This window comes from Amycolatopsis sp. WAC 01375, from assembly GCF_003947325.1.
Lineage (GTDB): Bacteria > Actinomycetota > Actinomycetes > Mycobacteriales > Pseudonocardiaceae > Amycolatopsis.
Genome location: NZ_QHHW01000021.1, coordinates 92,317 through 116,874 on the forward strand (window position 1 = coordinate 92,317; position 24,558 = coordinate 116,874).

The 24,558-nt window shown below is 65.7% G+C and carries 26 protein-coding genes; 16 read left to right on the forward strand and 10 right to left on the reverse strand.

Annotation, left to right across the window (positions count from 1 at the left end; translation table 11 throughout):
- Positions 1–86: 86 nt before the first annotated feature.
- The 8 genes from DL991_RS10465 to DL991_RS10500 all read left to right on the forward strand — a co-directional run bounded on the left by DL991_RS10465 (position 87) and on the right by DL991_RS10500 (position 5,734).
- Complete coding sequence (locus DL991_RS10465) at positions 87–656, forward strand: hypothetical protein (RefSeq protein ID WP_125783439.1); 570 nt, start codon at positions 87–89, stop codon at positions 654–656.
- Positions 657–1,634 carry a hypothetical protein gene (locus DL991_RS10470; protein ID WP_125783441.1) on the forward strand — a complete coding sequence of 326 codons (978 nt, stop codon included), beginning with the start codon at positions 657–659 and terminating at the stop codon, positions 1,632–1,634.
- Between the two features lie 3 nt (positions 1,635–1,637).
- A complete protein-coding gene (locus tag DL991_RS10475; RefSeq protein WP_125783442.1) occupies positions 1,638–1,904 on the forward strand; it encodes a hypothetical protein in 267 nt (88 codons plus the stop codon).
- Positions 1,905–1,954: 50 nt separating this feature from the next.
- The gene (locus DL991_RS10480) at positions 1,955–2,620 is read left to right on the forward strand and encodes a hypothetical protein (protein ID WP_233598776.1); all 666 of its coding nucleotides are present in this window, start codon (positions 1,955–1,957) and stop codon (positions 2,618–2,620) included.
- Entirely contained in the window at positions 2,617–2,901 is a 285-nt protein-coding gene (locus tag DL991_RS10485) for a hypothetical protein (protein WP_158634414.1), read from the forward strand. Before DL991_RS10480 ends, DL991_RS10485 begins: the two co-directional genes overlap by 4 nt.
- Before the next feature lie 2 nt (positions 2,902–2,903).
- Positions 2,904–3,881: an ABC transporter substrate-binding protein gene (locus tag DL991_RS10490; protein ID WP_125783446.1), complete on the forward strand. Its 978-nt coding sequence runs from the start codon at positions 2,904–2,906 to the stop codon at positions 3,879–3,881.
- A 561-nt stretch (positions 3,882–4,442) separates the two neighbouring features.
- Complete coding sequence (cmk, locus tag DL991_RS10495) at positions 4,443–5,192, forward strand: (d)CMP kinase (protein ID WP_125783448.1); 750 nt, start codon at positions 4,443–4,445, stop codon at positions 5,190–5,192.
- 77 nt (positions 5,193–5,269) lie between these two features.
- Positions 5,270–5,734: an HIT family protein gene (locus DL991_RS10500; protein WP_233598777.1), complete on the forward strand. Its 465-nt coding sequence runs from the start codon at positions 5,270–5,272 to the stop codon at positions 5,732–5,734.
- A 152-nt stretch (positions 5,735–5,886) separates the two neighbouring features.
- On the opposite strand, the gene DL991_RS10505 is transcribed toward DL991_RS10500, so the two are convergent.
- The 3 genes from DL991_RS10505 to DL991_RS10515 all read right to left on the reverse strand — a co-directional run bounded on the left by DL991_RS10505 (position 5,887) and on the right by DL991_RS10515 (position 7,727).
- Positions 5,887–6,243, reverse strand: a complete 357-nt coding sequence (locus DL991_RS10505; RefSeq protein ID WP_125783451.1) for a hypothetical protein — start codon at positions 6,241–6,243, stop codon at positions 5,887–5,889.
- A gap of 4 nt (positions 6,244–6,247) precedes the next feature.
- On the reverse strand, positions 6,248–6,721 hold the full coding sequence (locus DL991_RS10510; protein WP_125783453.1) for a hypothetical protein: 474 nt from the start codon (positions 6,719–6,721) through the stop codon (positions 6,248–6,250).
- Positions 6,722–6,845: 124 nt separating this feature from the next.
- On the reverse strand, positions 6,846–7,727 hold the full coding sequence (locus DL991_RS10515) for an RNA polymerase sigma factor (protein WP_125783455.1): 882 nt from the start codon (positions 7,725–7,727) through the stop codon (positions 6,846–6,848).
- A gap of 159 nt (positions 7,728–7,886) precedes the next feature.
- Here DL991_RS10515 and DL991_RS10520 point away from each other — a divergent pair, with 159 nt between their 5' ends.
- Both DL991_RS10520 and DL991_RS10525 read left to right on the forward strand, forming a co-directional pair.
- A complete protein-coding gene (locus DL991_RS10520) occupies positions 7,887–8,654 on the forward strand; it encodes a GntR family transcriptional regulator (protein ID WP_158634415.1) in 768 nt (255 codons plus the stop codon).
- A 119-nt stretch (positions 8,655–8,773) separates the two neighbouring features.
- A complete protein-coding gene (locus tag DL991_RS10525; RefSeq protein WP_125783458.1) occupies positions 8,774–9,013 on the forward strand; it encodes a hypothetical protein in 240 nt (79 codons plus the stop codon).
- A gap of 211 nt (positions 9,014–9,224) precedes the next feature.
- On the opposite strand, the gene DL991_RS10530 is transcribed toward DL991_RS10525, so the two are convergent.
- The 3 genes from DL991_RS10530 to DL991_RS10540 all read right to left on the reverse strand — a co-directional run bounded on the left by DL991_RS10530 (position 9,225) and on the right by DL991_RS10540 (position 11,749).
- On the reverse strand, positions 9,225–9,815 hold the full coding sequence (locus DL991_RS10530) for a GNAT family N-acetyltransferase (protein WP_125783460.1): 591 nt from the start codon (positions 9,813–9,815) through the stop codon (positions 9,225–9,227).
- A gap of 982 nt (positions 9,816–10,797) precedes the next feature.
- Positions 10,798–11,136: a hypothetical protein gene (locus DL991_RS42595; RefSeq protein WP_158634416.1), complete on the reverse strand. Its 339-nt coding sequence runs from the start codon at positions 11,134–11,136 to the stop codon at positions 10,798–10,800.
- Positions 11,137–11,170: 34 nt separating this feature from the next.
- Positions 11,171–11,749 carry a hypothetical protein gene (locus DL991_RS10540; RefSeq protein ID WP_125783462.1) on the reverse strand — a complete coding sequence of 193 codons (579 nt, stop codon included), beginning with the start codon at positions 11,747–11,749 and terminating at the stop codon, positions 11,171–11,173.
- 381 nt (positions 11,750–12,130) lie between these two features.
- Here DL991_RS10540 and DL991_RS10545 point away from each other — a divergent pair, with 381 nt between their 5' ends.
- The 4 genes from DL991_RS10545 to DL991_RS10560 all read left to right on the forward strand — a co-directional run bounded on the left by DL991_RS10545 (position 12,131) and on the right by DL991_RS10560 (position 15,577).
- Complete coding sequence (locus DL991_RS10545; protein WP_125783464.1) at positions 12,131–13,207, forward strand: tyrosine-type recombinase/integrase; 1,077 nt, start codon at positions 12,131–12,133, stop codon at positions 13,205–13,207.
- Positions 13,204–13,524 (forward strand): helix-turn-helix transcriptional regulator, encoded by a 321-nt coding sequence (locus DL991_RS10550; protein WP_125783465.1) that lies wholly within the window; start codon positions 13,204–13,206, stop codon positions 13,522–13,524. The genes DL991_RS10545 and DL991_RS10550 overlap by 4 nt, the downstream gene beginning before the upstream one ends.
- A gap of 287 nt (positions 13,525–13,811) precedes the next feature.
- Positions 13,812–15,131 carry a hypothetical protein gene (locus tag DL991_RS10555; RefSeq protein ID WP_125783467.1) on the forward strand — a complete coding sequence of 440 codons (1,320 nt, stop codon included), beginning with the start codon at positions 13,812–13,814 and terminating at the stop codon, positions 15,129–15,131.
- Between the two features lie 137 nt (positions 15,132–15,268).
- Positions 15,269–15,577, forward strand: a complete 309-nt coding sequence (locus DL991_RS10560; protein WP_125783469.1) for a hypothetical protein — start codon at positions 15,269–15,271, stop codon at positions 15,575–15,577.
- Positions 15,578–16,865: 1,288 nt separating this feature from the next.
- Here the strand turns inward: DL991_RS10560 and DL991_RS42600 are convergent.
- Positions 16,866–17,033 (reverse strand): hypothetical protein, encoded by a 168-nt coding sequence (locus DL991_RS42600; protein WP_158634417.1) that lies wholly within the window; start codon positions 17,031–17,033, stop codon positions 16,866–16,868.
- A 423-nt stretch (positions 17,034–17,456) separates the two neighbouring features.
- On the opposite strand from DL991_RS42600, the gene DL991_RS42605 reads away from it, so the two are divergent.
- The gene (locus DL991_RS42605; RefSeq protein WP_158634418.1) at positions 17,457–17,618 is read left to right on the forward strand and encodes a hypothetical protein; all 162 of its coding nucleotides are present in this window, start codon (positions 17,457–17,459) and stop codon (positions 17,616–17,618) included.
- 660 nt (positions 17,619–18,278) lie between these two features.
- On the opposite strand, the gene DL991_RS10565 is transcribed toward DL991_RS42605, so the two are convergent.
- Entirely contained in the window at positions 18,279–19,313 is a 1,035-nt protein-coding gene (locus tag DL991_RS10565; RefSeq protein ID WP_125783471.1) for a BTAD domain-containing putative transcriptional regulator, read from the reverse strand.
- A gap of 227 nt (positions 19,314–19,540) precedes the next feature.
- Here DL991_RS10565 and DL991_RS10570 point away from each other — a divergent pair, with 227 nt between their 5' ends.
- The gene (locus tag DL991_RS10570; protein ID WP_125783603.1) at positions 19,541–20,761 is read left to right on the forward strand and encodes a hypothetical protein; all 1,221 of its coding nucleotides are present in this window, start codon (positions 19,541–19,543) and stop codon (positions 20,759–20,761) included.
- Positions 20,762–21,089: 328 nt separating this feature from the next.
- Here DL991_RS10570 and DL991_RS10575 read toward each other — a convergent pair whose 3' ends face one another.
- Positions 21,090–23,363, reverse strand: coding sequence for a tetratricopeptide repeat protein (locus tag DL991_RS10575; RefSeq protein ID WP_233598778.1), 2,274 nt, complete (start codon positions 23,361–23,363; stop codon positions 21,090–21,092).
- A 166-nt stretch (positions 23,364–23,529) separates the two neighbouring features.
- On the reverse strand, positions 23,530–24,555 hold the full coding sequence (locus DL991_RS10580; RefSeq protein ID WP_125783473.1) for a hypothetical protein: 1,026 nt from the start codon (positions 24,553–24,555) through the stop codon (positions 23,530–23,532).
- Positions 24,556–24,558: the final 3 nt, after the last annotated feature.

Genomic DNA, 24,558 nt, shown 5'->3' on the forward strand with positions numbered 1-24,558 from the left:
CGAGCTCCACAACGACCGGCGATCACCTGACCTGGCCCCATGTTCGGCACGCTACAGCACATCGCATCCGCAGACTGACGAAGGACATGACCATCCTCGACATCGCACGTACCCGAATCCGCGCGGTCATCGACCCAATTCTCACGACCCGCCACGACGAACTACCGCCACCGGACGACGGAACCGTCGACCCGCTTCTGACCTACTTCCAGTGGCGTGGCTGGACGATCGTCAACCGCGACACCCACACCACCGCGGTGCTCAGCTACCCGGCGAGCTTCCAGGGTGCGCTCGACACCGATGACCGCCGCCTGGCCGCGTTGGACGACAACCTTCAAGAACTCGAGGTCGAGCTCGTTCTGCGCGGAAACCACTGGAACGCCCACTTCTCCTCATGCGGGGCGCTGATCGGCTGCGCCCGGCATCGCAGCATCCCCCTGGTCATGGGCGTCCACGCCCTCCCGTTCACCGCGGTGCTCGGCGATCTGGAGCGCCAGGCCCGACGCCGCCAGCCCCGTGACATTGCGCATTGCCTGCTCTTCGGCGCATGCAGCAGCCAGGACACTCCCAGCCAACCCTGCCTGCTCCCCCGCGTCGCGCCGGACGAACCGGCCGCGTTGCCTGTCCTGCCGGGTCACGGCAGGGGGGCGGAGTAGATGAGCGTCGAGCTGGACATCACCTACGTGAATTTCGACCACGGGGGCGCGGAGCACGACCAGTCCGCCGTCTACGTCATGGACGGGCTGGTGGAACTGCTGGGCGCGGACGGCCGCACCCCCGACGCCGGGATCATCGGCGAAGGCAATTTCTGGCGGGTCTTCGGCGGTAAGGGCATCGGGCAAGCGCAGCACGCGCTGAACACCGCGTTCCGCGACCGCAGCTATGTGATCCGGCCCGGTTGCCTGCCGAACAAGTGGGGCGATCTCGGTCCCGCTCTGCTGTATGACGCCAACATCGTCCACGTTCATACCTGGGACAGCGGGGACGGTGACCCCGGCTTCCTCGAACGCAACGCCAACCGCGCCCTACTGTCCTTACGGGACTCGCCAGACCAGAAGTTTTATCTCTTCGGCTTTCACGGGCACCCGGACGGCGATCAACGCCTGCACGACGTCAAACCTTTCCGCCCCTACGGAGCACAGGCGGAACTGCCGACCATGGTCCTCGGGGACTGGTTCGGCCATCCCTCCGGACCCAATTTCGAACCCCCGAACTACGTCGAGCACTTCGACGAACTGTGGCAGTACGCGCCCCGCATGCTGTTCCCCGACGGAATTCCGGTGCCAGGGGACTTCCCGTTCGACACTCGTGCCCTGGACTATCTGTGCGGCCGGTGGCGGCGCGGCCGACGCGATTGGCGCCGCGCATGGCTGACACGGAAACCCGGCGGCCGCGTGGGCGGTGTCGGGTTCAGCCACGTCGGCGAACTCGCCCGCAACTACACCCCCACCAACTTTCCCGCCCCGAACGGACGGCCACCCACCCAGATCGACGCCGCCGTCCTCAACCCCCGTGCGGCGGCGATGCTCGTGCCCGGAAGCGTGCTCATCCACGAACCCGCGCAGCAGATCAATAGCCACAAGCGAATCAGTTTCAGGCTGGCGTTTCCCGCCGGGACCGAAGGCCCGGAGTAGACCATGGGACAACAACACGAAATCATGGTCCTGCCCATGCAGGACGGAATGCGGGCCAGCAGGTACCGCACGGATGCGCAGAAGCAGACCGGCGTGTTCGGGACCGGCATCGCGTCGATCTTCACCACTGTCCGCGCACAGGGTTCGCTCACCCACGAACTCAGGATGGACCATGCCACGAGCCAGACAAGGCGGCCTCTCGGTGCCCCGTGGTCCAGGACCACAACGGAATCGACGTCGCACTCGACGAACTGGAAGCAGCGACCGTGACCAACCCGACTACGTGGCCGGCGGAACCCTACCGTCGCCTTCCGCCCGCGATGATCGACACCGTCCGCGAGATCACCACCAGTCTCGGGTTCGGTACCGGTGCCGTCGGCCTGGTCATGGTGGTGGTCATCCAGGTCGCGGGGCGGGTTCTTCCGACGTCGAGTGACGGCGCCAATATCGTCACTATGGGAATGGCCACGTTCGCGGCCAGCGCGTTGCTGTTGTCGGGTATCGCCATGACGACGGCACAATCGCTCGTGAGAACCGGCTACGTGGAGACGGCAGGCGCCATCCTCCTGCGCGGAGTCGAAGCGGCGTTGTGTGCAGGAGCGGTATTCGCGGTAGCGATTTTCCTCGTCTTCTACGTCCCCAGAATCACCTCGTCCTACGAGGACACTCCGCACTTCCGCATCGAGGTGACCCCCGGCGTCGTGATGTACACGCTCCTGCCGGTTCTCGCTCTGGTCCTCACGATCGTCAACGCCGTCGTCGCCCACCGCTTGCTATTCCCGGCGGTCGGGAACGCCACGCATCGTGCGGCACCCGGGCAGTCGTTCATCGGCGAAGCTCCAGGAAGTCATGTCGTCACAAGGACGAGGACACAGCTGGCTGTGCCTGTCGAGAAGGCGGTCCGGATAGACGTCCCGCTCGCACACCAGCCTGGCGAGTCAGACCTGCCGCCCTCCGCAGCTTCCGACGCCGACAGGCAACCGTGACGTGGCTCGAGGTGATCATCGCGGTCGCGGCGATCCTCCTGGCCACCGTCGTCGCCGCGCTTCTGGTCCTCGGCGGGCTGCTCGCCTGGTACATCGGGGCCGCCGAGCGCCGTTCAGTGCGCGAGTTCACCAGGATCCACGACCCGGTCCCGGCGCTGGAGCTGGGGCAGCTCGACACAGCGCCGGACAGGGCCGGTCAACCGAGAACGGGTGCCCCTTCGCGCAGCGGCTCTGACGCTGTGTCCCGATCCATCGATCCTCGACCGCGGAAGGACCGCTGACTATGCACTCCCCGTTTCGCCGGATCGCGATCAGCCTCCGAGTCCTGCTCGTCATCGTGACAGCACTGCTCGCTACCGGCTGCGGTCCTGCTTTCTCACCCGAGCACCCGCTGGCGATCCGCGTCATCATTCCGTCGGAACTCGACGCCCTGCCGCTGCAGCTCGGGGTCGAGCGCGGCTACTTCGCCGACGAGGGCCTGGCCGTCACCGTGATCGCGGAGCACGACCAGTACACCGGTGTGCACACGCTCGTCGGCGGCGGCGCCGACCTCGCCTTCGGCGCCGGCACCATCGTGGTCGAGTCGGCCTACCGCGGTCTCGACGTGAAGATCCTCGCCGAGGCCGGATGGCTCGGCGAGCGGACCGCGGCGATCGTCGTCCGCGGCGACGGCTCGGTCCCCGATCTCGCCGCCCTCGCCGGCCGCACCATCGGCGCACCCTCCCCCGGCTCGCAAGACCGGCTCCTCGCCCAGGCCCGCCTGGACAACGACTCTGACGCTGTCCCCAGCGCCCGGGTCGAGTGGGTGCTCATGGACATGTCCGAGCGCACGGCATCCCGGCTCGCGAACCGGGACGCCGACGCCGTGGTGCTGCGGGAACCGTGGCTCACCGACGCCGTCCGCGCACACGGCTTCATCGCACTCGCCTACCTCGGCGACACCAGCATCATCCACCCCACCTCGGTCTACGTCGCTACCACCGGCTGGACCAAGAAGCACCCCGACGCCGTCGCCGCCTTCCAGCGCGCCCTGCACCGAGCCGCACGAGACCTCCAGGACGACCGGGCCGCATTCGACGCCCTCGCCGCGCGCCACCTCAACCTCGCCCCGGACACCGCCGCCCGCATGGGCATCCCGGTCTATCCCACCAGCGGTCCCTCGGTACTTCAGCTCCAACGCATCCCGAACCTGATGCAGCGGTACGGCATCCTCGCCGAGCCATACCGGGTCACACCCCTCGTCCTGGCCTCTAGGCCGTGACGCCGCTCCCGCCGGTGCGCGACACCACCATGCACCCGATGGAGGCCTGTGCCGATGGCCGACACCGAGCTGAACGACGTCCTCCAGCGCTGCAGAGTCGACGACTCCGACCTCCTTGCCGAACCCTCCCCGCGCTACCAGACGGCGGCCGCCCGCCCCAGCCACCTCTGCCAGGAACCCGCCCGGACAGCACACTCATCAGCACCACGGCCGGACAACGCTGCCTCAAGCCGTGCACGGCACATGCGCTCCAGATCTCCCGCCTCCGTGCCCGGAACGCAACCGTTCAACCTGCGGAAAGTCACGATTCCCCACCGGCGGGAGAGTCAACCCGCGTTGACGTTTCCGGGCGCGTCTGCACCGTCCGCTCACTGCAGAAGAACCACTCTGTCGCGGTCCCCACTGCCGACTGGCCCACCGGTCGCGACGCCAGCAACACCCCTCTCACCAGCCTGCACCGCAACCCTCCGAACGATCGGGATGCGGGATCGACGACGCGCGCCCACGACAGGACAGCGCTGACATCGCCACACGGATTCGGCGTCCCAGAGAAGGAACAGCATGCACGAACCCGCACCTGCCACGGTGATCGCGGTCGACGGCCCGGCCGCGGCCGGCAAAACCACCACCAGCCTCGCCCTGGCACACGCCTTCGAGCTGGACTACCTGGAAAGCGGCAAAGCCTTCAGAGTCATCGCCTGGGAAGCGGCACACCGGCGCCTAACCGTCGACGACCCGCACGCGATCACGAACCTGTGCGACGACCTGTTCGCGGCCAGCGACTCGGGCAGCGTCCTAGCCTCCGCCCGGTACACACCGCAGGTCCTCCGATCCGCCCCTGTCACAGCACTCGTCCCCGTAGTGGCGCGGATGCTGGGCGTGCGTCGGCACGTCACCGCACTCATCCACCAGTGGGCTGCCCAGCATCCACGTTGCATCATCGAAGGACGCGATATCGGCACAGCCATGTTCCCCTCAGCCCGCGTCAAGTTCTACCTGACCGCCACGTCTGCCATCCGCGCGGAACGTCGTGTCCGGCAAGAACCCGGCCAGACCTACGAGACGGTCCTGCAGGACGTCATACGCCGGGACCTCGCGGACACGACCAGAACGACCGCGCCACTGATCCCAGCGCCAGACGCCGTCGAGATCGACACCAGCGATCTCACCGTCCAGCAGGTCATCCGCCGCATGACGACGATCTGCCGCAGCCGGGCAGTCGACACGGCCACGGCGGCCACCCACCCGTCGAACCAGACCATGAGCACGGCCATCCACACTGGACATGAGACGGGCGAATCACCGACATGACTCGACATTCAGACCAGACAACCCGAGCGGACGCAGACAACAGACCGCGGATAATCGTCAAGGGCGAGGAGTATGTGGTGAGGAAGCCGGTGACGGTGACGGGCAGCGGAACCGAACCAGTGGCGGCCGGTTGTCTTTTCTGTCGTTTTCGTGACTCCACGGTCAATGACCTCCTGGTCGAAGGACAGGAGATCTACGTGCGCTGGGACAACTACCCGGCCGCCAGGGGGCATGCCGAAGTCGTGCCGAAAAGACACGTCGAGTCGTATTTCGCTCTCACCGCGAGTGAGCACGCCGAAGTGTATGTCCTGATCAAACACGCACGGCAGGCGATCGAGCGGCAGTTCCAGCCCGACGGCTACACCATCGGCGTGAACGAGGGGCAGGCGGCGGGCAGAACGATCGACCACCTGCACATTCATCTCATCCCCCGCTACGCAGGCGACGTACACGACCCTCGCGGCGGCATCCGGCACGTCCTGCCAGGAACCAATCCCGACGAATGGCTCGCGTCGCGGCGCGATGACGGTCACGCGAGGTGAGCCCCCTGCCCTGCGACGCGCACACATCCCCTACTCATCGTTGTGGCAGAAGGACAAGCACGTCGGCCGAGCTTCCGGACAGCCCCGGACCGCAGGACGGAGGCTGCGCTGACCGCGGTGCGACCGCGTTGTCCGGGCGTTGCTCCGACTGCCTAGCGCGCAGGTTCTCCCGAGGCAGGAGTCGGCAGCTCGCGCCACCGTCGCTCCAGCTCGTGCCGTGCAGGGTCGGCGATCTCGTCGTCGCCCGACAGGTTCCAGTAGTTGGCCCGGCGTTGGGACAACTCGGCCAGCCGGAACTGCACGAAGAACTCCTCGCCCGCATCGGTAAGGAACACCGTCGGTGCCTCCGGGTCGGCCGGATCGTCGGCCCGCTCGGCGACCAGACCAAGCCTCTGGGCAGCCTCGAGGTGTCCCGCGATGCCGCGCACGCTCCCGAAGTACGCCGTGATGTCCCTATCGGGGCGTGCGGCGCCCTTGATAATCGCCAGGACGTGGGTCGGGCTCAGCACGTGGTCACACTCCGGCGTTCATTGCAGGAACCACTGGGGCTGACAGCGTGGTGATGTGGTCGGTGCGAGGTCCGAGCGATGACGACAGTGTTGTAAGGACGCGGCCGTCAGCATGCTCGAATTCGATGGCGTCGGGCCCGTGAACGGCAATCACCCTGACCGGCGTGCCTTCCGACAGGTTGAGAGCCGGTTCGTCATCGAGGAACACGGCCTGGTCTCCCACATTCGTGCCCGTCATGATGCCAGCCAGCCGGAAATGGCCGACGACCTCGCTATTTGGTGGTGCGCAGCCGGAACGACTCGGTGCTGGCCTCGATGAACCCCGCCAACGCCATAGCGGTGAGGTCGGATAGCCGGTGCGGCGCCCGCTCGGGTCGCCGGGTGAGACATCGACAGAGATGGCCAGAGCCCTGACCGTTTGTCGTAGCTTCTCGACCGCGCGCGGCGCGATGGCGGTCGCCGGGAGGGTCTCGGGCACGTGCAGATGGTTGCCCGGTGATCGTGGCGTCGCCCTGTGGCGCCATCCGTTAAGGCGCCGGTCGTGGACAAGCGTCGCCGTGTTGCCGCGAACAGGCGCCCGGTCGGCGTGCTTTCCACCTCTTTCAAGCGGGAATCTCCTGGTACAGCTCGGTGACCACCGCCTGGCAGACTCCGCATGCACTCACGTGATGACCGACCCGCGTGCTGTCCCGCTTCTGCAGCCCGCCCCGAACCCATGCGCCCAGCTTTGCCGCCGTCTGCAGACAGCCCTGCGAGCGTTCGTCAGGCTCGGGCACGTGCGCCTGAAGGTATTCCTGCCTCAGGCGTTCACGAGCCCGGTAAGCCAGGGCGGATACTCCGTTCGGGGTCAGCCCCATCATCGGAGCGACCTGGAGGGGAGTCAGTTCCTCGACGTCGAGGTGCCACAGCACTTCCTGATGCCGCTCGGTGAGTCGGGCGAACGCGCGCGCCGCCAGCAGGCGCTCCAGGCCAGCGAGTGCGGCGTCCTGGAACGGCTCGGTGATCGCGCCCGGGTTGCCTGTGTCGATCGCGGTGGTCTCGACGTCCGCGGTGAAGGTGATCCTGCGTTCCCGGCGTGTTCTGTCGTAGGCGATGTGCCGCAGGGTGGTGAGCAGGTACGCGCGGAACCTCGCGTCCACCGGGCCACGGTCCCCGCCCTGCATGATGTCAAGTACTCGTAGGAACGCCTCGGAGACCAGGTCGTGGGCCTCGTGGTCCGGACAGGCCAGCTGTCCGGCCAGATGGTGCGCCGAGGCGCGATGCCGCATGTACAGGGCGCCGTAGGCGGCCGCGCTCGTGGCGGGATCTCCGTGACGCACGATCTGCAGCAGGTCGGCGTCGCTCCGCTCCTCGGCGGGAACATCGGGCGTGACGACTGATGCCGCGGCCTGGTGGTGGTTCTGGGGGTTCGTGCGCCGACCGGCGGTTCGCTGAACGCGGAGGGCAGTGGCCGGCCGCTTGCTGGGCAACACGATGGTGGACACGACTGACTCCCCCGCTGGACGTGGTACACGACGTGGTGCGAGGTACCGGCCGGATACCAGCGCAAACGTAAAGTCCTAGGACTTTGAGAATTGCATGCCGGGCCTGGATGCGCAATAGTCCTAGGACTTTGGTTCCGGCGGCGTCGAGAGGCTGGTGTGGTGGTCAAGAAGCCGACGTACGAGGTGATCGCGGCGGAGCTGCGGGACTCGATTGTCGACGGCACGTACCAGCCGGGTGACATGCTGCCGCCGCTCAGCCAGCTCACCCACCAGTTCGACGCGTCGAAAGAGACAGTCCAGCGCGCGGTGCGGGAGTTGATCGCGGAGGGCCTGGTCGAGACGAGGCGCGGGGTTGGCGGCGGCACGGTGGTGACAGCCGCGCCCGTGCGCGAGGTGATCGTGCGGGAGCGCAAGATCTTCCGGGATGAGCGGGGATACTTCTTCGACCTGGCGGCACAATCCTGGGTCGCTGTCAGGGATCCGTTGGTCCGGACAGCGCCGGCTCCTGCTGATATTGCCGTACTGCTGGGGACCGCACCGGGTCAGCCGGTGGTCATCCGCGATCGCGTGATGGGCGACCCCGACACCCGCCAGGTGCACCACGTTTCCCTCAGCTACCTGCCGCCGTGGCTGGTTGACGAGCTTCCTGTCATCGCGGAAGCCGAGACCGGGCCGGGCGGGATCCTCTACCGGATGGAGGAGCATCTGCAGGCACAGCTTGAGATGGATGAGCGAATCGGCGCCCGCCAGCCGTCCGCGCGGGAGCGCGAACTGTGGGCCTTACCTCCCAGTGCACCGATGCTGCGACTGCGGCGGATCGCCCGCAGCCCGGACGGACGGATCTGCGAGGTCAACGAGACCGCGTTGCCAGGCCACCTTTACGAGATCGGGTACGCCCTCGAGCGCACGGACACGCCCGACCGGTGAACTCGTCGAGAGCGCAAGAACGCGACGACGTCGTGGGCCGACACGTGCCCTGCCAGTCAGGTAAGCGATATGGGAGCGGTGACAATGGCTGCCCGTACGGTGACAGAAGGGCTCCCCGCATGACTGAGGCTGAACTTGCCGAACTGTTCGCGGGGGCGTCCGCGCGGATCGAACCCGGGCAGCCACTCGCGACCCAGGTCACGGCCGTGCAGTTCCTGCTCGGAGTGGTCCGGGAGGATCCGCGGTACACCTTGCAAGTGAGGGACTTGCTGACCGCGCAGGTGGCGCTGGGGGTGCACCCCGAGCACCTCGTCACCGAAATCACCAAAGCGCTCGCGCAGCTGCCTGTGCCCCGCTGATCACGGCAGCCATCCACACCTCGACTCGCTGTCCACGTCGACAACCGATCTGGATGTCGACTGCGGGCGCTGGCGCAGGGACTGCGCGTAGGCCGGTCTCGCCGGTTCCATCGTGTTGGCTTCCCACGTCCGCTGTGGCTCCCACGGCGCGCAATACCCTCAGCGTTGTCGGTTCCGCCTGTCGTTAGCGCCGGTTGGCAACGGTGCTCGATCAAGCGAATTCTGATGCTTCGAGCATGTGAGTGCACCGTTCTGGATCTCCGAGCGTCATGCCGTCCGGCAGTTGCTGTGCTGCCCAGAACGCTTCCGCCGCCGCGGTGTCGGTGATTGCCGTGGTCGACCATCGGTAGTCCCGTCCGCGCGCCAGCGCGGCGGTCACCAGCACGGTCCCGAACCCTTGTCGCAGGTACCGGTCGTCGACTCGGACTTGCTCGATGACGCCGATGCGGTCCGTCTGGCAGACCTGCACGTCCAAATCGGCCACGGTCGTGCCCTCCATTCGCAGCATGATCTGTTCGACCCCACCGGGCACCGTCGGCGGCTCAGCGGCCAGGATCACCGAAGGCGCCGGCATCGGTGTTTCGTCGGCGAACCGGAGATCGACCTCGACCCACGTCGCCCTCGGCCAGCCCAGCTGACGGCACAGCGCGCAGCAACCGGTCGCCAGGCGCCGGATGGTGTCCCAGCCACGGCTCCGGCCCGCGAGGTCCAGGTCGTGCCCGTTGAGGCATCTCGCGTGCCGCAGCGCGGGCCGGACGGCGAAACCATCGCCCTCAGGTAGGCATCGACGTGGCGCGGGCATGACCGGAGTATGCGCTTGCTCCTGCCCCTACGTCTGAACGACGTCAGGTGAAGGCGGGCGCGCCGGCCGTCGAGCCGCTTCGTCCGCCAGCTCCACGGGTAACCGCCACGCACGTTGCGTCGGACCGGACCGCGGAGACTTCCGGCTCGTGACGTTTGAGACGAACCGGGGTCATAGTTTCACAGTAATACGTGAAACTATGACCCCGGATTATTAAACTCGACGGAAACTAGTCATAGTTTCCGTCGAGGTCTTCTTCATCACGTCTGCTAGTATTAGCGCTAGAAACTAGAGCAGGTTTTAAACCAGAAACTAGTTTCCGCAAAACTCGCGACAGTCGATCACGCTCGACGTTCCGAGAGACCAGCGGACAGGGTTCGCAGCCCCGACCAGGGCCTTAAACCCGCGTCTACCTGGTCAGATGAACCAGCGTCGCAGCTCATGGACGATGAACATGACGATGGTTCCGCACTGCAGGACAGGCCTGACCCAGCTGAACCGCTCGACCGGGTCAGGCCTGTTCTTACGGGAATGCCTGGGCATACGAGTCCCCTTTCTGGGATTCTGTCACGACCCGAGGTCACCTGAATGAGCAGCTGACGACCTCGATAGACCCCTCGACCGAGAGGCTGACCCCACGATAGCGCGGCATATTCGCCGAAATGGGGATCTCCGCACCAAATTTACCCACTTGGTCGCTGGCCTCCGTGCGTGAAAGACGCAGCGTGACCCATTTGCTGTGCAAGTGAACGCCACGACCTCAGAAGTGCCGCTCCCTGACCCGCGAAAGCACAGCGGCTCGTTGCGCCTGGATCTGACCTGCGGACTCGCCCCTTATCGGGCCGCACACCCGGCACCGAACAGGATTGCCGCCCCCAGCGTGACCGAGCAGTACATGACCCACGCCGAGCAGGATTGGACTTCGTCACCTTCAGCCGGCCAGGACACGACGGAGCAGCTCGTGCCGTCGAGATCCGGGCGGCTAGGCCATGTCGGCCAGGAGCAGTGCCAGGCTTCCCAGCGGGATGGGTGACCCGTCGCGCCGGGTGATCGTCTCGGCCAGCTGACGGATCTCCGCGGCCCTGCCCGCGTCGACGTTCTGCCCCGGCTGGGCGGCGGCGTCGAGACGAGCGAGCCGGACCGCACGGCGAAGCCGCGCGAGATGCGCACGGTGGCCGGTGCGTGCCGCGATCCGCACTGCGTCGTAGACGCCGGGGTCAAGTAAGAGCGCGGTGTCCGCGGTGATGGCGGGATCGTTCTCGTACCGTTCGCGTTCGCCTCGCTCCCACAGTGCGCCGAGTACGTGTTGTCGTCGTCGCACCGCTTCCCGACGCCGCTCCAGTGGCGTCGGCTGTTTACCGCGGCCGCGCCGCCTGACAGGTCCTGCATTCCCAGATGCGAGTGTGGCCGGTGCGCGGCGCTCGGCGTCGCCATAGACGAGGTGCATGCGTTCGGCCCACGCCTGGAACGTGGTGCCCGCAACCGGCGGGTCGGAGGACGGCCGGTGCGCGGGTGATATCGCGTGTGTCGTCCGGATCGGCGGGATCGGCCGGGATCCACGCGTGCAGCCGCCGGTTGAGATAGATCGTCAGCGGCCCGATCGTCGGGGTCTCGTGATCGACCAGCCACGGCGGCCGCCGGGTTCCGTCCGGATCGGAATCCAGCATCCGCACGATCGCCTCATTGCACCAGCCCGCCCGATACAGCGGAGCGAACAGCGCGGTCAGCTCCCGTGCCTGATCTCGGGGCCAGCGAGCGTTCCCGATCAACGTCAGGACCGCCGCGGTGACCTGCCGGTCGTTGCCCGGCACGACCTTGCCCGGCCATGTCCGGATCTGACCCGACCATCCCCCGCCGTGGCCACGCGCGGTGGTCTGCAACTCGGCGGCGATGATGCCCGGAACCGGGCTGCGTTCGGCGACTGGCTGACTCATCGGACGGGCGCGTGCCTTCCTGTGAACTGGACCGGCAACGTCCCCCTGATCGTGCCATCGCCGTCCGTTAGAGGTTGGCACGATCAGCGACGTGTCGCCCGCGACTTCACCAGCCGCTGCGACAGGCGGCCTGACGTTCGACCGCCGCACACATAGTCACGGAACACGGGGCCGAGCATGCCCTGCGCCGACGCGAGGTTAGGGGATAACCCGCGAGTTCCGGGGTTCCTCGCTGTGAGCCCGAGGGTCCGATCCACCCAGGACCAGGGCGTTCTCACTCCTTCAGGTGGTCTCCTCCTGTTTTGACTCAACTTCAGAAATTGTGAGCCGATCTCGAACATGTCGAGGATGTGTGGTTCAAGCTGAAGGTAGGGGCAAGGGTTGAGGCTGGCGGTGGTGCGCGACCTACGCGAGCGGCGATTGCCGGCCAGCCCGGACGAGATCGCGGATTTCGAGACCGATGTGCTCGCCGGGTTCGTGCTCGCCCGCGCCTCAGCCGGGCTCGCCGACGGCACAATCAGTTCCGACATCGGCCATCTGGAACAGGTACGGGCCTGGTTCGGAAAACCCCTGTGGGACATGGAACCGGCTGACGCCGACACCTACTTCGGAAAGATCCTGCGCACCGCGGCGAAGGGCACCCGGCAAGCACGGGCTCAGGCGTTGACGACGTACTTCTCGTTTCTGGAGCTACGGCACCAGGTGGAGATCCACACGTTGACCGGCACGGTCGTGCAATGCCCGATCGACGAGATGAACAAGCCCCGCGGTGGCAAGCAGGCCGCGCTGCGGATCCCGCCGTCCAACTCCGAGATCGATACGCTGTTCGCAGGGTGGCGCCAGGAGCTGGTGACCTGCCGCAAGTTCGCCCCAACCGCCCGCAACTTCGTCGCCGCCAAGTTGATGTCGCAGGTCGGCCTTCGTATGAACGAGACGTGCTGCCTGGACCTGGCCGACGTGAAGTGGGACCTGGGCCGGTTTGGCAAGCTGCACGTCCGCATCGGCAAGGGTTCTCGGGGCAGCGGTCCACGAGAAAGAATGGTGCCGCTGATCAACGGCGCCGACCGCACGCTGCGCTGGTTCATCGAGGACGTGTGGGGGCACTTCGACGACGACCACACCCGGCCGGGTGCCCCGCTGCTGCCCTCGGAACGCAAGCACGCCGACGGCACCTGCAGACGAGTCGGGGACGACGCGCTGCGAGCCGGGTTGGCACAAGCCACGGCCCTGCACCTGCCGGGCTGGACGGACAAGCTCACTCCGCATGTCCTACGGCACTTTTGCGCCAGCGAGCTCTATCTGTCCGGATTGGACTTGATCTCCATCCAGGAGCTGCTGGGGCACAGTTGGATAGCGTCGACTCTGAATTACGTCCACGTTCACCGGACCCGGATCGAGGACGCTTGGGCCGCAGGCCACAAGCGTGCGGCTGGACGTTTGGAAGGACTGTTGTCATGAAGTGGAACCTGCGGCTGGCCGCCGCGAACCGCGGGATCTGGAAGGCCAGCGAGCTGCAAAACACACTGGCCGAGCACGGCCTGGTCATCTCAGCCGGGAAGATGTCCGGTCTGTGGTCAGGGAACCCGGCCAGTATCAAGCTCTCCGACCTCGACGTCATCTGCGTCGCGCTGGGCTGTGAGATCGGCGAGCTGCTGATCCCCGAGCCGGACACGGTCCGCAAGCCTGGCCTTCAGGAAGCTCCCAAGGCCGCCGCCGCTGGAGCGTCGCCGGTGACGCCCAAACGCCCCGACGGCCGATCTTTGCCACCGCTGTGATCGAGCAGCGTCGCTTCAAGGGGATGGCGAGCACATGCGTGAGCTGCCTGGCCTGGGGCCGGATCTGGCGTCACGGTCTTTGCGTCGCCTGCTATTTGTTCGCCGGCAGTCACGCACCCGGCATATGCGGCGGATGTGGTCGCCACGAGCCGTTACGCGACCAGTATTGCCGATTGTGCTGGGCTCAAGCCCGTCTCCTGGCCCGGGCAAGCGACCTCCCTCGGCACTGCGCGACGGACGCCCGTTTCGTCCATCAGGTTCGGCATCATCAACTGTCTTTCACCGACATGCAGAAGTGGTACACGCGCAGCAAGAGAAACCGCGGCGCTGCCGCCTCTCCTCAGCCGGGGCAGCGGAAGAGAGGGCTCCAGGGCAAGCCGACTCCAGCTCCGGCCACCCGCCCCACCTGGGGGCAACAGGCACTGCTGACCGGTCTCCAGCGGGACTACACCCGATTCAACGAGGCCACGGACGTCGACCTGAGCAACCCCTGGCTGCGCTGGGCGCGGCATCTCACATACCAGATCGCGGAACGACGCGGCTGGTCCCAGCGCGTCCGCCACGAGGTCGACCGATCGCTGGCGATCCTGCTCTCCACACACGTCGACGGCGACAAGATCGCCTACACCGCAATGTCCTCCGCCTTGCAGCCGCTCAGACTTAGCTGCGATCGCGCCACCGACGTCCTGAACGAGATGGGCATCCTTGATGACGATCGCCGCCCGGCGTTCGAGGACTGGCTGCGCTGGAAACTGGAGGACATCGCACCGGGAATCGCCTGCGGGACAGAACGCTGGCTTCGCACGCTGCACGACGGTGGCCCCCGCAGTCGGCCTCGCGGGATCTACACCGTCTGGCAATACGGCAGGCTCGCCCGCCCGATCCTGCTTGCCTGGTCAGCGGGTTACGGTCACCTGCGTGAGGTGACTCGCCAGGACGTACTGGAAGTGCTGGAGCCGCTTCATGGGAGTGATCGCGACCTGACCTTGGTTGCGTTGCGGTCGTTGTTCCAGTTCTGCAAGAACAACGGAATCGTGTTCCGCAACCCGACCGCTCGGATCCGGGGCAGTAACCAGCAAGCCAAGGTCATCCAGCCCTTGCGTGATGACCAGGTCCAGCGGTCTGTCGCTGGCGCTGGCCGGCCCGCGGACCGGCTGCTCGTCGCCCTCGCCGCGATTCACGCCGCCCGCAGCTCTGCGATCCGGGCCCTGCAACTCGAGGACATCGACCTCGGTGATCGTCGCTTGGTCATCGCTGGACGATCCAGGCCTCTCGATGAGCTCACCCACCGACTTTTAGTCGAGTGGTTGGACTACCGCCGCACACGCTGGCCGAACACCGCAAACCCCCACGTCCTGATCAATCAGAGGACAGCGTTCACGCTCGGGCAGGTCAGCCGCTTCTGGCTCATTGCCGGATTCCGGGGCCAGGAAGTCACCCTTGACCGCCTCCGCGTCGACCGGCAACTCGAAGAAGCCATCGTCCACGGCGCTGACCCACTTCACCTCGCGGTGGTGTTCGACCTCGCCGAGCAGACCGCCATCCACTACGCCAATTCGGCCCGGCAACTGCTAGAAGCCGAGATCGAACGCGGCGGGCCGGGTTGAACCGAACCCACGGATCGAGCACTGGTCCTGGGTGGATCGGACCCTTGGGTTCACGGCGAGGAACCCTCACTTTTGCTGAACTCACGGAAGCTTTACACCTTTGTTGCGCTCCGCGTCAGTTCAGCGATGTCTCAGGTATGACCAGGCCTTCCGCACCGGAGCCCGCATCCGACGTGGTGCAGTCTCTTCTCCATGCCTGGGCAGCGCAGATCGTCTCCGCGGAGTACTCCGACGCGGTGTCCCTGGAGACTCTCGTCGAGGTGTGGCAGCACCGCCGGCGCGCACTGGAGGCGGCGATCGCGTGCGAGAACGCCACCGCCTGCTCGCCCAGCACACCAGCGTGGCTGCCAGACGAGATCTGGCCGCGGAACTATCAGCGGCGCACCCGATGTCGTCAGCACGATCTCGGCGAGTTCTTCACCTCGCCTCCGCCCAGCGCCGCTTGAGTTCTGCGTGCGCGGATCCGACTGCCCACGAAGCAGCCCGTGGGCGTTCCGTTCCCGCCGCCCTCACATGAGAGGCCTGCACACGTCTCGGCCGGTACCGCACGCACTCGTCCACGTGGGTACAGCGCCAGCGACGGTCGCCGAGACCGACGTCGCGACGACGGCGGATGTCCGCGCGGTGGCCAGCCCCGGCTAGGGAGACCGTCCCCACACCTCGGAGCCCCGACGCCTACCAGCTGGTAACAATCGGCCTTTCGGTGACATTTGCGCAGGGTAGAACAGGAAAATGGCCGATCAAAATGGACATTTACAAGTGTCGCGCATCTATCGGCAGAATGGTCCGGTCGTCGAGTTTTGCGGTATTCTTCCCGCAGGCACCATCTGCTTGACCATCTCTGCCGACCCGCTCCGGGCGATTCCCGTGCGCGGCGCCGGTGCGGGGTGACTAGCTCCGCAGCCTGCGGGGCGGCCCTGTCCGGTCGGGAACCGGGAGTGATGGATGGGCAGTCGAGGTGCCGACGACGAGGACCGTCGGGTCCAGAAGCGGTACGCGCGGAGCTGCGAGGCTCTGGCGACGTTTTTGGAGGTAGGAGCTACTTCGGTGGAGCTCCTGCACGACGGCGCGAGCCTGGTAGCCAAGGCTGCCAGGCTCGCGGCAATCGGACTCCGGGTAGTCGCCAGGTGGGCGCGAAGGTAACCGGTAGCCCTCGTCGGTGCGACTGGGCGGCCGCACGAGTGTCTGCAGCACTCGGCGGCCGTTCAGTTGCGCAGACGCAATCATACCGAATTAGCCATCTTGGCGAAAGCGCGTTGCGCCCGCGCAATTCAATGCGTCTGCATGCAAGTACTGCTTCAGCAGACTGTCCCATTCCGCAGTATCACCGTTTGCGTGATGCCGACGATCCGGCCGCAGCGTGTCCGGATCACGTATCAGAGGTGTCGATTCTGCGCTATCGCGTATCGGCGGATTCCGCGATCGACTCGACTCACGTCGTCCCCGGTCAGGGCGGTACACGGATCGGAGTGCAGGTGCGGGGTCCACCACCGGAGGCGTCGCTGGAGATGCCTGCGTTACAGGGACGCCACTGCCGGTTTGGCCCAATGCGTTCGCGATCCGCGAGGAGGGCCTCGCGCGACCAGGTGGCCTGCCCCGTCGACAGTTGATGCCGCTACTTGCAAACACGGCCATGCAGGTGAATGCGATCTGCGAGATCCAGTTGGCGATACATCGCGTGCGGTCGTTTTCTGCGCCAGGTCCGTGACGGAGCTACCGGCGCGCGCCTGGCGCTCAGCTCGGCAGGTTGGTCGGCGTTGCCGCCGGTGTGTCGTGCTGACCGAGCGCAGCCAGAAGTGCCTGCGGGGTCCAGGTACCGTGCACGCCGGAGAGCTCGGCGAGGTATACGACTGCCCGGGCCACGGTCCAGCCGTGGGCGTCGCACAGGCCGGTGGCGAGCATCCGCAGGTATGCTGCGGACGGCGCGACAGGGGCGACCTCGTCGGCGGCCCACGGGCGCTGAAGGTCAGAACGGGATACCCGTCGAGACTGCCGGCGCGCAGCAGGGTCTCGTAGCGGCCGGGGCCGAGGGCGGCCACACCGTTCGCCAGGACCGACGCGAGATCGAGGTCGTCACCAGGCTCGCTGTACTATTCCTGAGCATCGCTCAGCGGCAGTGCGGGGCGAACTCATCGACCAGCGCCGAGCCCGGTCGTCCACGATCTGACTGTCACCAGAGCGAAGCGCAATTGCCCACTGGAGGCGTCCGCCGCCCGGCTCGCACCCATCGGACAGCAACGCCGAGATGTTTCGTGTTCCCCCGAATGTCGGACCGGCGTGATAAACGGTGGGCATGAACGTTGCTCTGGGCATGGCACACGTGGTTTGCTGCTCGGCCGCCACGGCCAACTGGTCACCTGGCCCGTCGACGAACTCGCCGAACGCCTCCTCGGCCGCCGCGTCACTGGCGAACACGCCCGCGACGCCTTCCACGACCTCGCCGGCCAGATCATCACCGGCCACGGCCTCCCTTGGCCGGTCGTCTGATCGCGATCAGCCATTGGGACGGAAACCGGAGCCGGTCAGAACGGTCGCGGGCCCGGCGAGCCCATCGGCGGGCGTTTGAACGCTTGGTTCTGTGCTGCCGGTCGTGCCAGCAGCAGGATCTTTGCCGAGAGCGGACAGCAACCCGACCACAGGTGCCACCTGCTCCGGCCTCCACACGCCGAAAGGGCGGCATGACGAAACTGCGCATGAGGCGTCACACTTGACCGAATTGCGGCAGAACTCAACAAGTGGGCCAGGTTCGTCACGGTGGCAACCCAACAACATCGACTCTGCCAACTGCGGTTGTTTGTCGTTGCCCAACAGAATTGTCCATTCTGACCTATCGCCCTACCTCGACACCTGCTACAGGGTACGAGGCGGGCTGCGCCGCTGCTTCACCTCCGCAACGACGGACTGGCACGAGGCCACCGGCCGGGCAGGGATAGACCGCGCAGTCCGGCAGCGGACCGTGGACGGCGGCTATGGCCTGTACCGTTGCACGCCTGGCCGGACGCTGCCGACCTGTACCGGATTCCATTGGCGGATGTCCGGCTCAGCCGGCACGGGGCCCGGCGAGCGCACCAGCGACACCGTCCACAACATCATTCTGCCTGGCCACAACAAACACGTTGTCGCCACCGCGCCGCACTTCGCGAGACCTTAGCGGGTCCAACGTCGCCAAGCCCGTATAGCGACAGCAATAATCGCGGAGAGGCTGCCGTGATTCCTGGTCTCGGACTGATCGATGTCGCCGCCTGCGACGGTGCTGCCACGGATCGAGGCCTTCCCACCAATGATGACCTGATTTCCGCCAGCCACGGCACTCCGTTTACGATCGTCGCCGGTCAGGTCCGAGCCTGCAGGCTGTTTGCTGATTACGGCATGACCGTGAGCCTGTGTGGCGGTGTCGTCGCGATCGGTCGAGTCAGCTTCGAAGCGTGGGGCCGAAGGGACGGGATCGGCGCGATCGGTAAGGAGGCGCTCGGCGTAGGTTCGGGCATGGCCTGTGAGATGTCCGCGGGCGCGCAACTGGTCGCGATAACGCTCAAGGTCGTTATAGAAGCCGCAGCCGGCGAGGGCTTCTATCCGCTGCACGTGAAAGCGCTCGAAGTCAGGCCACCGTTCGAGATGGCCGTCGAGCTCGGCCAAAGCCTGGGGATATTGCCGGAGTGCGAGACGGCTGGAGGTGTGCAGGACGCGTGCGTCGCGCCAGATGTTACTGAGCTTTGTCTGCTGGTCCTGGAGGCGCTGTGGTTTGTCGATGGTGGCGTGGCTGAGTCCTGTGAGTGGGTCGTCGCGCCACTCCATGAGCGCGGCGTCGAGCTCAGTGAGCGCAGTGTGGTGGTCGCCGCGGCTCACTGCGGCGACGCCTGCTGTGTGCCGGACGGTAAACCGGTGGTAGTCGACCTGATTAGCGTCCGAGAGGGTGAGGGTCAAGGCTCCTTCGCGGCTGATCAGGTCAGCGTCGCCGGAGCCGTTCGCGTGCAGGGCTTTGCGTAGCTCACCGACGTATCGGCTTCGAGTGGCCAAGCTGCGGTCGTCGTCCCACAACCAGTTCGTCAGTGTCGCGTTGCGAACGGGCCGCCCGAGGTTGAGTAGGAGCAGCACCAGCGCAGCAGCGACCTTGGGCTGAAGCTTCACCAGCTCGCCTGCGTCGTCGCGCATTTCCACCGGGCCAAGGATTCGAAACTCCACATGCGCCCCCTTCGTTCTTCAGAGCATTCTGCCTGGTCGGGCAGTCCTATGCAGTCGGGTTACCAGCTCCTTCGCGCCACTTCAACCGCGGTTTCCACCCAAGTTGCGTGTGCTGTGTCCAGCTGAGTTTCCACTGGTCAGCCCCACAGTCGTGGTGTCTCCGGTGAACGGTCTCCGGTTGCGGGAGACGCGGATGGACACGACGTTGCGAAAGGAAAGTGGCTGTGATGGAGGCTCCCAGTTGGGTGAAAGCAGCGGGCAATCCTGCTGCGGATAAGTGGGTGACCGTTTCCGGGGCTCGGACAGTGCTGGTGGTTGTACCGCATATGACCGCCGGTACACGATTGGTGGATCTGCTGCCGTTGTTGGAGTCCGATCACCGGGTACAGGTCCATTTCACTGTCCCAGACAGCGCGGACGAGTGGCCTGGCGTGCGCGACTATGTGCGCGGTCTCGGCGGTGTGGTAGTGCCCTGGTCTCAAGTGCTCCGGTCCCGATACGACTTGGTGCTGGCCTCGAGCTACGCCGAGGTCGACAAAATCAACGGTCAGGTAATGGTGGTCTCGCACGGCGTCGGTGGAGGCAGGTCGAAGTATCACCCGTGGGCCAAGGACGCGCAGATGCGCGACAAGCTGATGCGGGATGGTCGAGTTGTACCAGCAGCGGTCGCCTGCTCACACGACGACGATGCCCGCAGACTGGGCGAGGCTTGCCCGGAGGCCGCAGGTCGGGCGGTGGTGACCGGAGACCCCTGCTACGACCGGATGTGCGCGAGCGTCTCGTTCCGAGACAAGTATCGGAACGCGTTAGGCGTCGAGGATGGGCGGACGTTGGTGGTGTTGTCCTCGACCTGGTCGCAGTACTCGCTGTTCGGAGCGGAGCCCGACCTGTTCGCCAGGGTCTTGTGGGAGCTGCCTGCATCCCGGTACCGGGTTGTGGCGGCACTCCACCCGAACATCTGGTCCGTGCACGGCAGCTGGCAGGTGCGCGCCTGGTTGGCCGACCTGCGTAAGGGTGGGCTGGGTCTGCTGCCGCCCGAGGACGGTTGGCGTGCTGCCCTGGTGGCCGCCGACGTCGTGATCGGAGATCACGGCTCGGTGACTCAGTACGCGGCGGCGATGGATGTACCTGTGCTAATGAATGCGGCCTCGGAGCCGGACGTTCCGCCAGGTAGTATCCCCGATCTTCTCCGTTCCTTGTCGGACACGCTGCTGTTGGATCGACGACTGGAACCACAGATTGAGAATGCGCTGCACGGCCACACCCCGGACCCGTATGCCTTGATCCGAGAAAAGATCACCTCGTGTCCGGGTGAGGCTGGAGCACGGTTCCGTAGCGTGATGTACCGACTCCTCGGGCTCCCCGAACCGGCCCGGGGCCTTCCTGTGTCTCCCGTGCCCCTTCCTATTCTCGAGGAGAGCCAGTTCTCTCGACTGGGAAAGCCATGACTACGGTGGCCACCGGCGGGCCGCCCGCGACTGGACCGCGCGGCCGCGGCCTGAGCGATCGCCTCCTGGTCGGTCGAATCGGGCAAGACACCGACCAGTGGCTGGAGCTGGTCGACTTGGTGATCTGTCCGCCGACATGGTCGCGGCTCAAAGCCCGAGCCCGTGGCTGGGACGCCTTGCGTAAATGGCCGGGCTGTGGCGCGGCCGCAGTGCGCTCCAGAGGGCGGTGGATCGTGTGGGTGCGCGGATTCGGCATGGTCATCGCTACCGCTGGCGATCACCCCGCCGCGATGTTGTGGTCCTTCTCGGAGCGCACACGCACCGGGTCTCAGTCTGGCTCGATAGGGGGAGATTCTCGCAAACTGTCCAGCTGGGCCTCGATTTGCCGCGTCTGTGGACTGCCCGAGCGTTCATAGAGTTCGTGTGCCCGTCGCAGGTCTTGAACGGCGCGGCGGAGGTCGCCTGCATGCGCAGCGACCTCCGCGCGTGCCTGCAAAGCCTCGGCAAGGTAATGATCTGAGCCTGCGGCGCTTAGTATCTCGATGGCGGCACCTGCCGATGCCTCCGCCGCGACGGCGTCCCCGAAGTCGAGGTGAGCAATTGTGAGGCGTGTCAAGGCTCGCGCACGCAGCACCACGTCTCCGATTTCGGCTGCGCCCCTTTCCGAGCGCTGCAAGTAGCCGATACCCACGCCCAGTCGGCCGAGGTCATACAGAGTTTCACCGATTCGACGGGTATGCAGAACAATGCTGCGCGGATCGTGGAGGTCCTCGCAGATCGCCAGAGCACGCTCGAAGTTGTCCAGAGCCCCGTCAAGGTTGCCGGTGGTGCGTGCCACCAGTCCGAGGTGCTCCAGAGCCGTTGCTTCGGGGCGCGGGTCCCCTGCCGCCCGGCTCAGCCGCAGAGCCTCGGTAAACGGTGCGCTCGCTTTCTCAGGGCTCTGCAGATTCAGGTAGGCCGTACCGAGTTGTACCTGCAGGCGAGCCTCGGCGACCTGGTCGCCGAGCGTATGTGCAGCTGCGATGCCGGTGGCGTGGGCGTCAATCCAATGCTCGTAGTGCTTGCGGTAGAGGAACAACCCCCAGAGCGCCTCACAGAACTGCCAGGCGAGTTCATGCCATCCATGCTCCGCCGCCGCGCGCTGCATCGCCAGCAGATTCGGCAACTCCAGCTCGAGCCAGACCAGGGCGCTCGGGGGATCGGGGTAGGCCGCCGGCGCCAGGCCCGCCGCGACGTAGCGCGCGCTGTGCCGGTGCCGCAGCGGCATTACCACTAAGTCTGCGGAGATGGCCTCGTCGAGATACCACTCAGTCAGACGCCGCACCGCGGTGCTCCGATCCTGCTCGGATTCCTCGTCGCGGAAGCGCCGAGCCGCGTGCAGGCGGATCAGGTCGTGAAAGCCATATCTGTCCGGCCCGCTTTCAACGAGGAGGCTGGATTCCACCAGATCGGTCAAGATCTCCTCGGCCACCTCCGCAGGCACCGCGCCAACCGCGGCCGCCGCACGATGGTCGAAGTCCACACCCGGGAAAGCCCCACCTAGCAGCCGGTAAAGCCGCGCGGCAGCGGGCGTGAGTTCCTCGTACGACAGGTCAAAGCTAGCGGACACCGACACCTCGCCTCCCACAGCCAGCGCATCCAAGCGCCGCTGTCTGTCTTCGAGCGCTTCCACCATCCGGGAGATCCGCCAGTGTGGCCTGCTCGCCAGCCGAGCGGCCACGACGGACAGCGCGACAGGCAGACCGGCGCACAGCGACACCAGCTCATGAGCTTGTTCAGGCTGGTCCTCCATCCGATCCTGACCGACTGCAGCGGCGAGCAATCCGAACGCGGCGGTGTCATCCAGCACGTCCAGTCCGACAACCACGGCACCATCCACGGCAAGCCCACCCAGGCGCCATCGACTGGTCGCGATCACCAGGCTATCTGTCGAGGCGGGCAGCAAGGACCGTACCTGCGCCGCCGACGCAGCGTCGTCGGCGAGGATCGCCAGTGCACTCTCTGCCGTCAACGACCGGAACAACGTTGCTTGCTCGGCCAGTTCGAACGGGATTTCCTCAGGCGCAACGCCGAGCGCGCGCAGAAACCGCGTCAACACCGTGCTTGGAGTCACCAGCCCGTCAGGACCGAACGCTCCCAGGGCGACATGCAGCTGCCCGCTTGGAAACAGGCGCGCGTTGTCATGCAGCCAACGCAGCGCCAGTGCTGTCTTGCCCACACCACCCGGACCGGCGAGTACAACCAGTCGCGCCCGGCCTCCGTCAGCCTGGTCCAGCATGACGCGGTCCAGCTGCATCAGTTCAGAGTGCCGGTTGGTGAAATGTGCCGGACCTGGCGGCAATTGCCGTGGCACCGATGCCCGCGCAGTTTCCGCCGCCGCAGCGAGGCCGACAGCCCCCGCCGCAGCCGCGAGATCATTGCCCGAACCGAGCCGAGACTTGACGCGCCGCTGAACCACCGGAACGGCCACCACTAGCGCCAGCACCGCCGCCACCCAGGACAGTCCCTCCACAACATTTCGCACGGGATCATCGTTGGCAACCAGCCAGCTCAAACCCCCAAACCACACCACCGCCCATGCCGCCGCGACCACTGCGAGCACCGCAGCTCCCCGCCACGCCCAACGCCACATGGCAGACCTGACCCTCCCATCAAGCACTCGCCCTTCAGTACAAAGCCATCATTCGCCACTGAACCTGCCCACGCGGCCTCTCACGATCACCCTCTCGAATGTCGGGAACTCGTCAAGAGGATCCGTTGCCACGGACTCAGAGAACGACCCGAATTACCTTCTCCCTGCCGAGAGCTGCACGAGACACAACTACCTCTATAGCCAATCCAGGGATGACTGATCTGCTAACAGGCGTGAACGTGAATGTAGCCGATCGCGTTTGAAATTGCGGCCAATCCTCATAGTTAATTGAATCCCCCGGGTTGCTTTTGCATGAAATTACACCGCTGCCGGATTCCGCATATCGACTAATAAAAGGGACCGACTGAACATGAAAGATGTGCGGGATATATGCATCGTATTCAGTGTTCAAGTTTTGAACACTGACGACAACAGGCAGAGCGACCATATTCGATGGAAGCTGAATATTACAGCTCGAAAGGTTCGACATAGGCTGGAGGACATCTACAATGACCCGCGCGCTCGACTTCTTGGGAGGAGGTGTCGAGGATGCACATACGCTTTTAGACTTCTCATAGTTCAGCGGGATACTCTTGCATCGATCGACAGGATAGGTATCGTCAATTACTTCTTCCACATGCTTCAACGGTGCCGCACCGCTGGTCAAGCTATCTTTTTCGGGAAATAGCCATGACGCGTTTACACTTCCCTTGATCTGATGGGCAACAACCCCTGTTGCCCCTAATAGCAATGCCACAACCAGACCGCCAAAGCCGATTTTCATTGAACGTCGCGACTGATCAACATTCCCGCCCGCAATGACTGAGTGCCGCAGCAACAGCTCGGAATCTGTGATCACGACCTCATGGGACGCCAAGGCGGCAACGTCGGGTCCCCTAGATATCGAGACAGCTTGTACGGACTGAATCAGGCTGGCCGCAAAGTGAGGGTCATTGTCGGCGTTGCGCTGCAAAATTGAGCACACCGCGGAGAGAAGAATGGGGTCGCTGGGTGCGCGCACAAGGTTCTCGAGCACGACGGTGTCCGCCGGGTTGGCACGCAACCGGCTGTCGACGAGGACGTAGAGGCGCTCAAACTCGGCACGGGTTTGCCGACCGGAGTCGGCATCGGAAAGGTATGAGCCGACGGCCGTGGCTGCCATGTT

Excerpts from the sequence above, each read along its gene's own strand:
- DL991_RS10470 (WP_125783441.1), top strand. The coding sequence starts at position 657 with ATGAGCGTCGAGCTGGACATCACCTACGTGAATTTCGACCACGGGGGC.
- DL991_RS10465 (WP_125783439.1), top strand. The coding sequence starts at position 87 with ATGACCATCCTCGACATCGCACGTACCCGAATCCGCGCGGTCATCGAC.
- DL991_RS10580 (WP_125783473.1), bottom strand. The coding sequence starts at position 24,555 with ATGGCAGCCACGGCCGTCGGCTCATACCTTTCCGATGCCGACTCCGGT.
- cmk (WP_125783448.1), top strand. The coding sequence starts at position 4,443 with ATGCACGAACCCGCACCTGCCACGGTGATCGCGGTCGACGGCCCGGCC.
- DL991_RS10570 (WP_125783603.1), top strand. The coding sequence starts at position 19,541 with ATGGAGGCTCCCAGTTGGGTGAAAGCAGCGGGCAATCCTGCTGCGGAT.
- DL991_RS10550 (WP_125783465.1), top strand. The coding sequence starts at position 13,204 with ATGAAGTGGAACCTGCGGCTGGCCGCCGCGAACCGCGGGATCTGGAAG.
- DL991_RS10490 (WP_125783446.1), top strand. The coding sequence starts at position 2,904 with ATGCACTCCCCGTTTCGCCGGATCGCGATCAGCCTCCGAGTCCTGCTC.
- DL991_RS10525 (WP_125783458.1), top strand. The coding sequence starts at position 8,774 with ATGACTGAGGCTGAACTTGCCGAACTGTTCGCGGGGGCGTCCGCGCGG.
- DL991_RS10555 (WP_125783467.1), top strand. The coding sequence starts at position 13,812 with ATGCAGAAGTGGTACACGCGCAGCAAGAGAAACCGCGGCGCTGCCGCC.
- DL991_RS10480 (WP_233598776.1), top strand. The coding sequence starts at position 1,955 with ATGATCGACACCGTCCGCGAGATCACCACCAGTCTCGGGTTCGGTACC.
- DL991_RS10475 (WP_125783442.1), top strand. The coding sequence starts at position 1,638 with ATGGGACAACAACACGAAATCATGGTCCTGCCCATGCAGGACGGAATG.
- DL991_RS42600 (WP_158634417.1), bottom strand. The coding sequence starts at position 17,033 with ATGCTCGCCACCGGCCTGTGCGACGCCCACGGCTGGACCGTGGCCCGG.
- DL991_RS10560 (WP_125783469.1), top strand. The coding sequence starts at position 15,269 with ATGACCAGGCCTTCCGCACCGGAGCCCGCATCCGACGTGGTGCAGTCT.
- DL991_RS10530 (WP_125783460.1), bottom strand. The coding sequence starts at position 9,815 with ATGCCCGCGCCACGTCGATGCCTACCTGAGGGCGATGGTTTCGCCGTC.
- DL991_RS10540 (WP_125783462.1), bottom strand. The coding sequence starts at position 11,749 with ATGAGTCAGCCAGTCGCCGAACGCAGCCCGGTTCCGGGCATCATCGCC.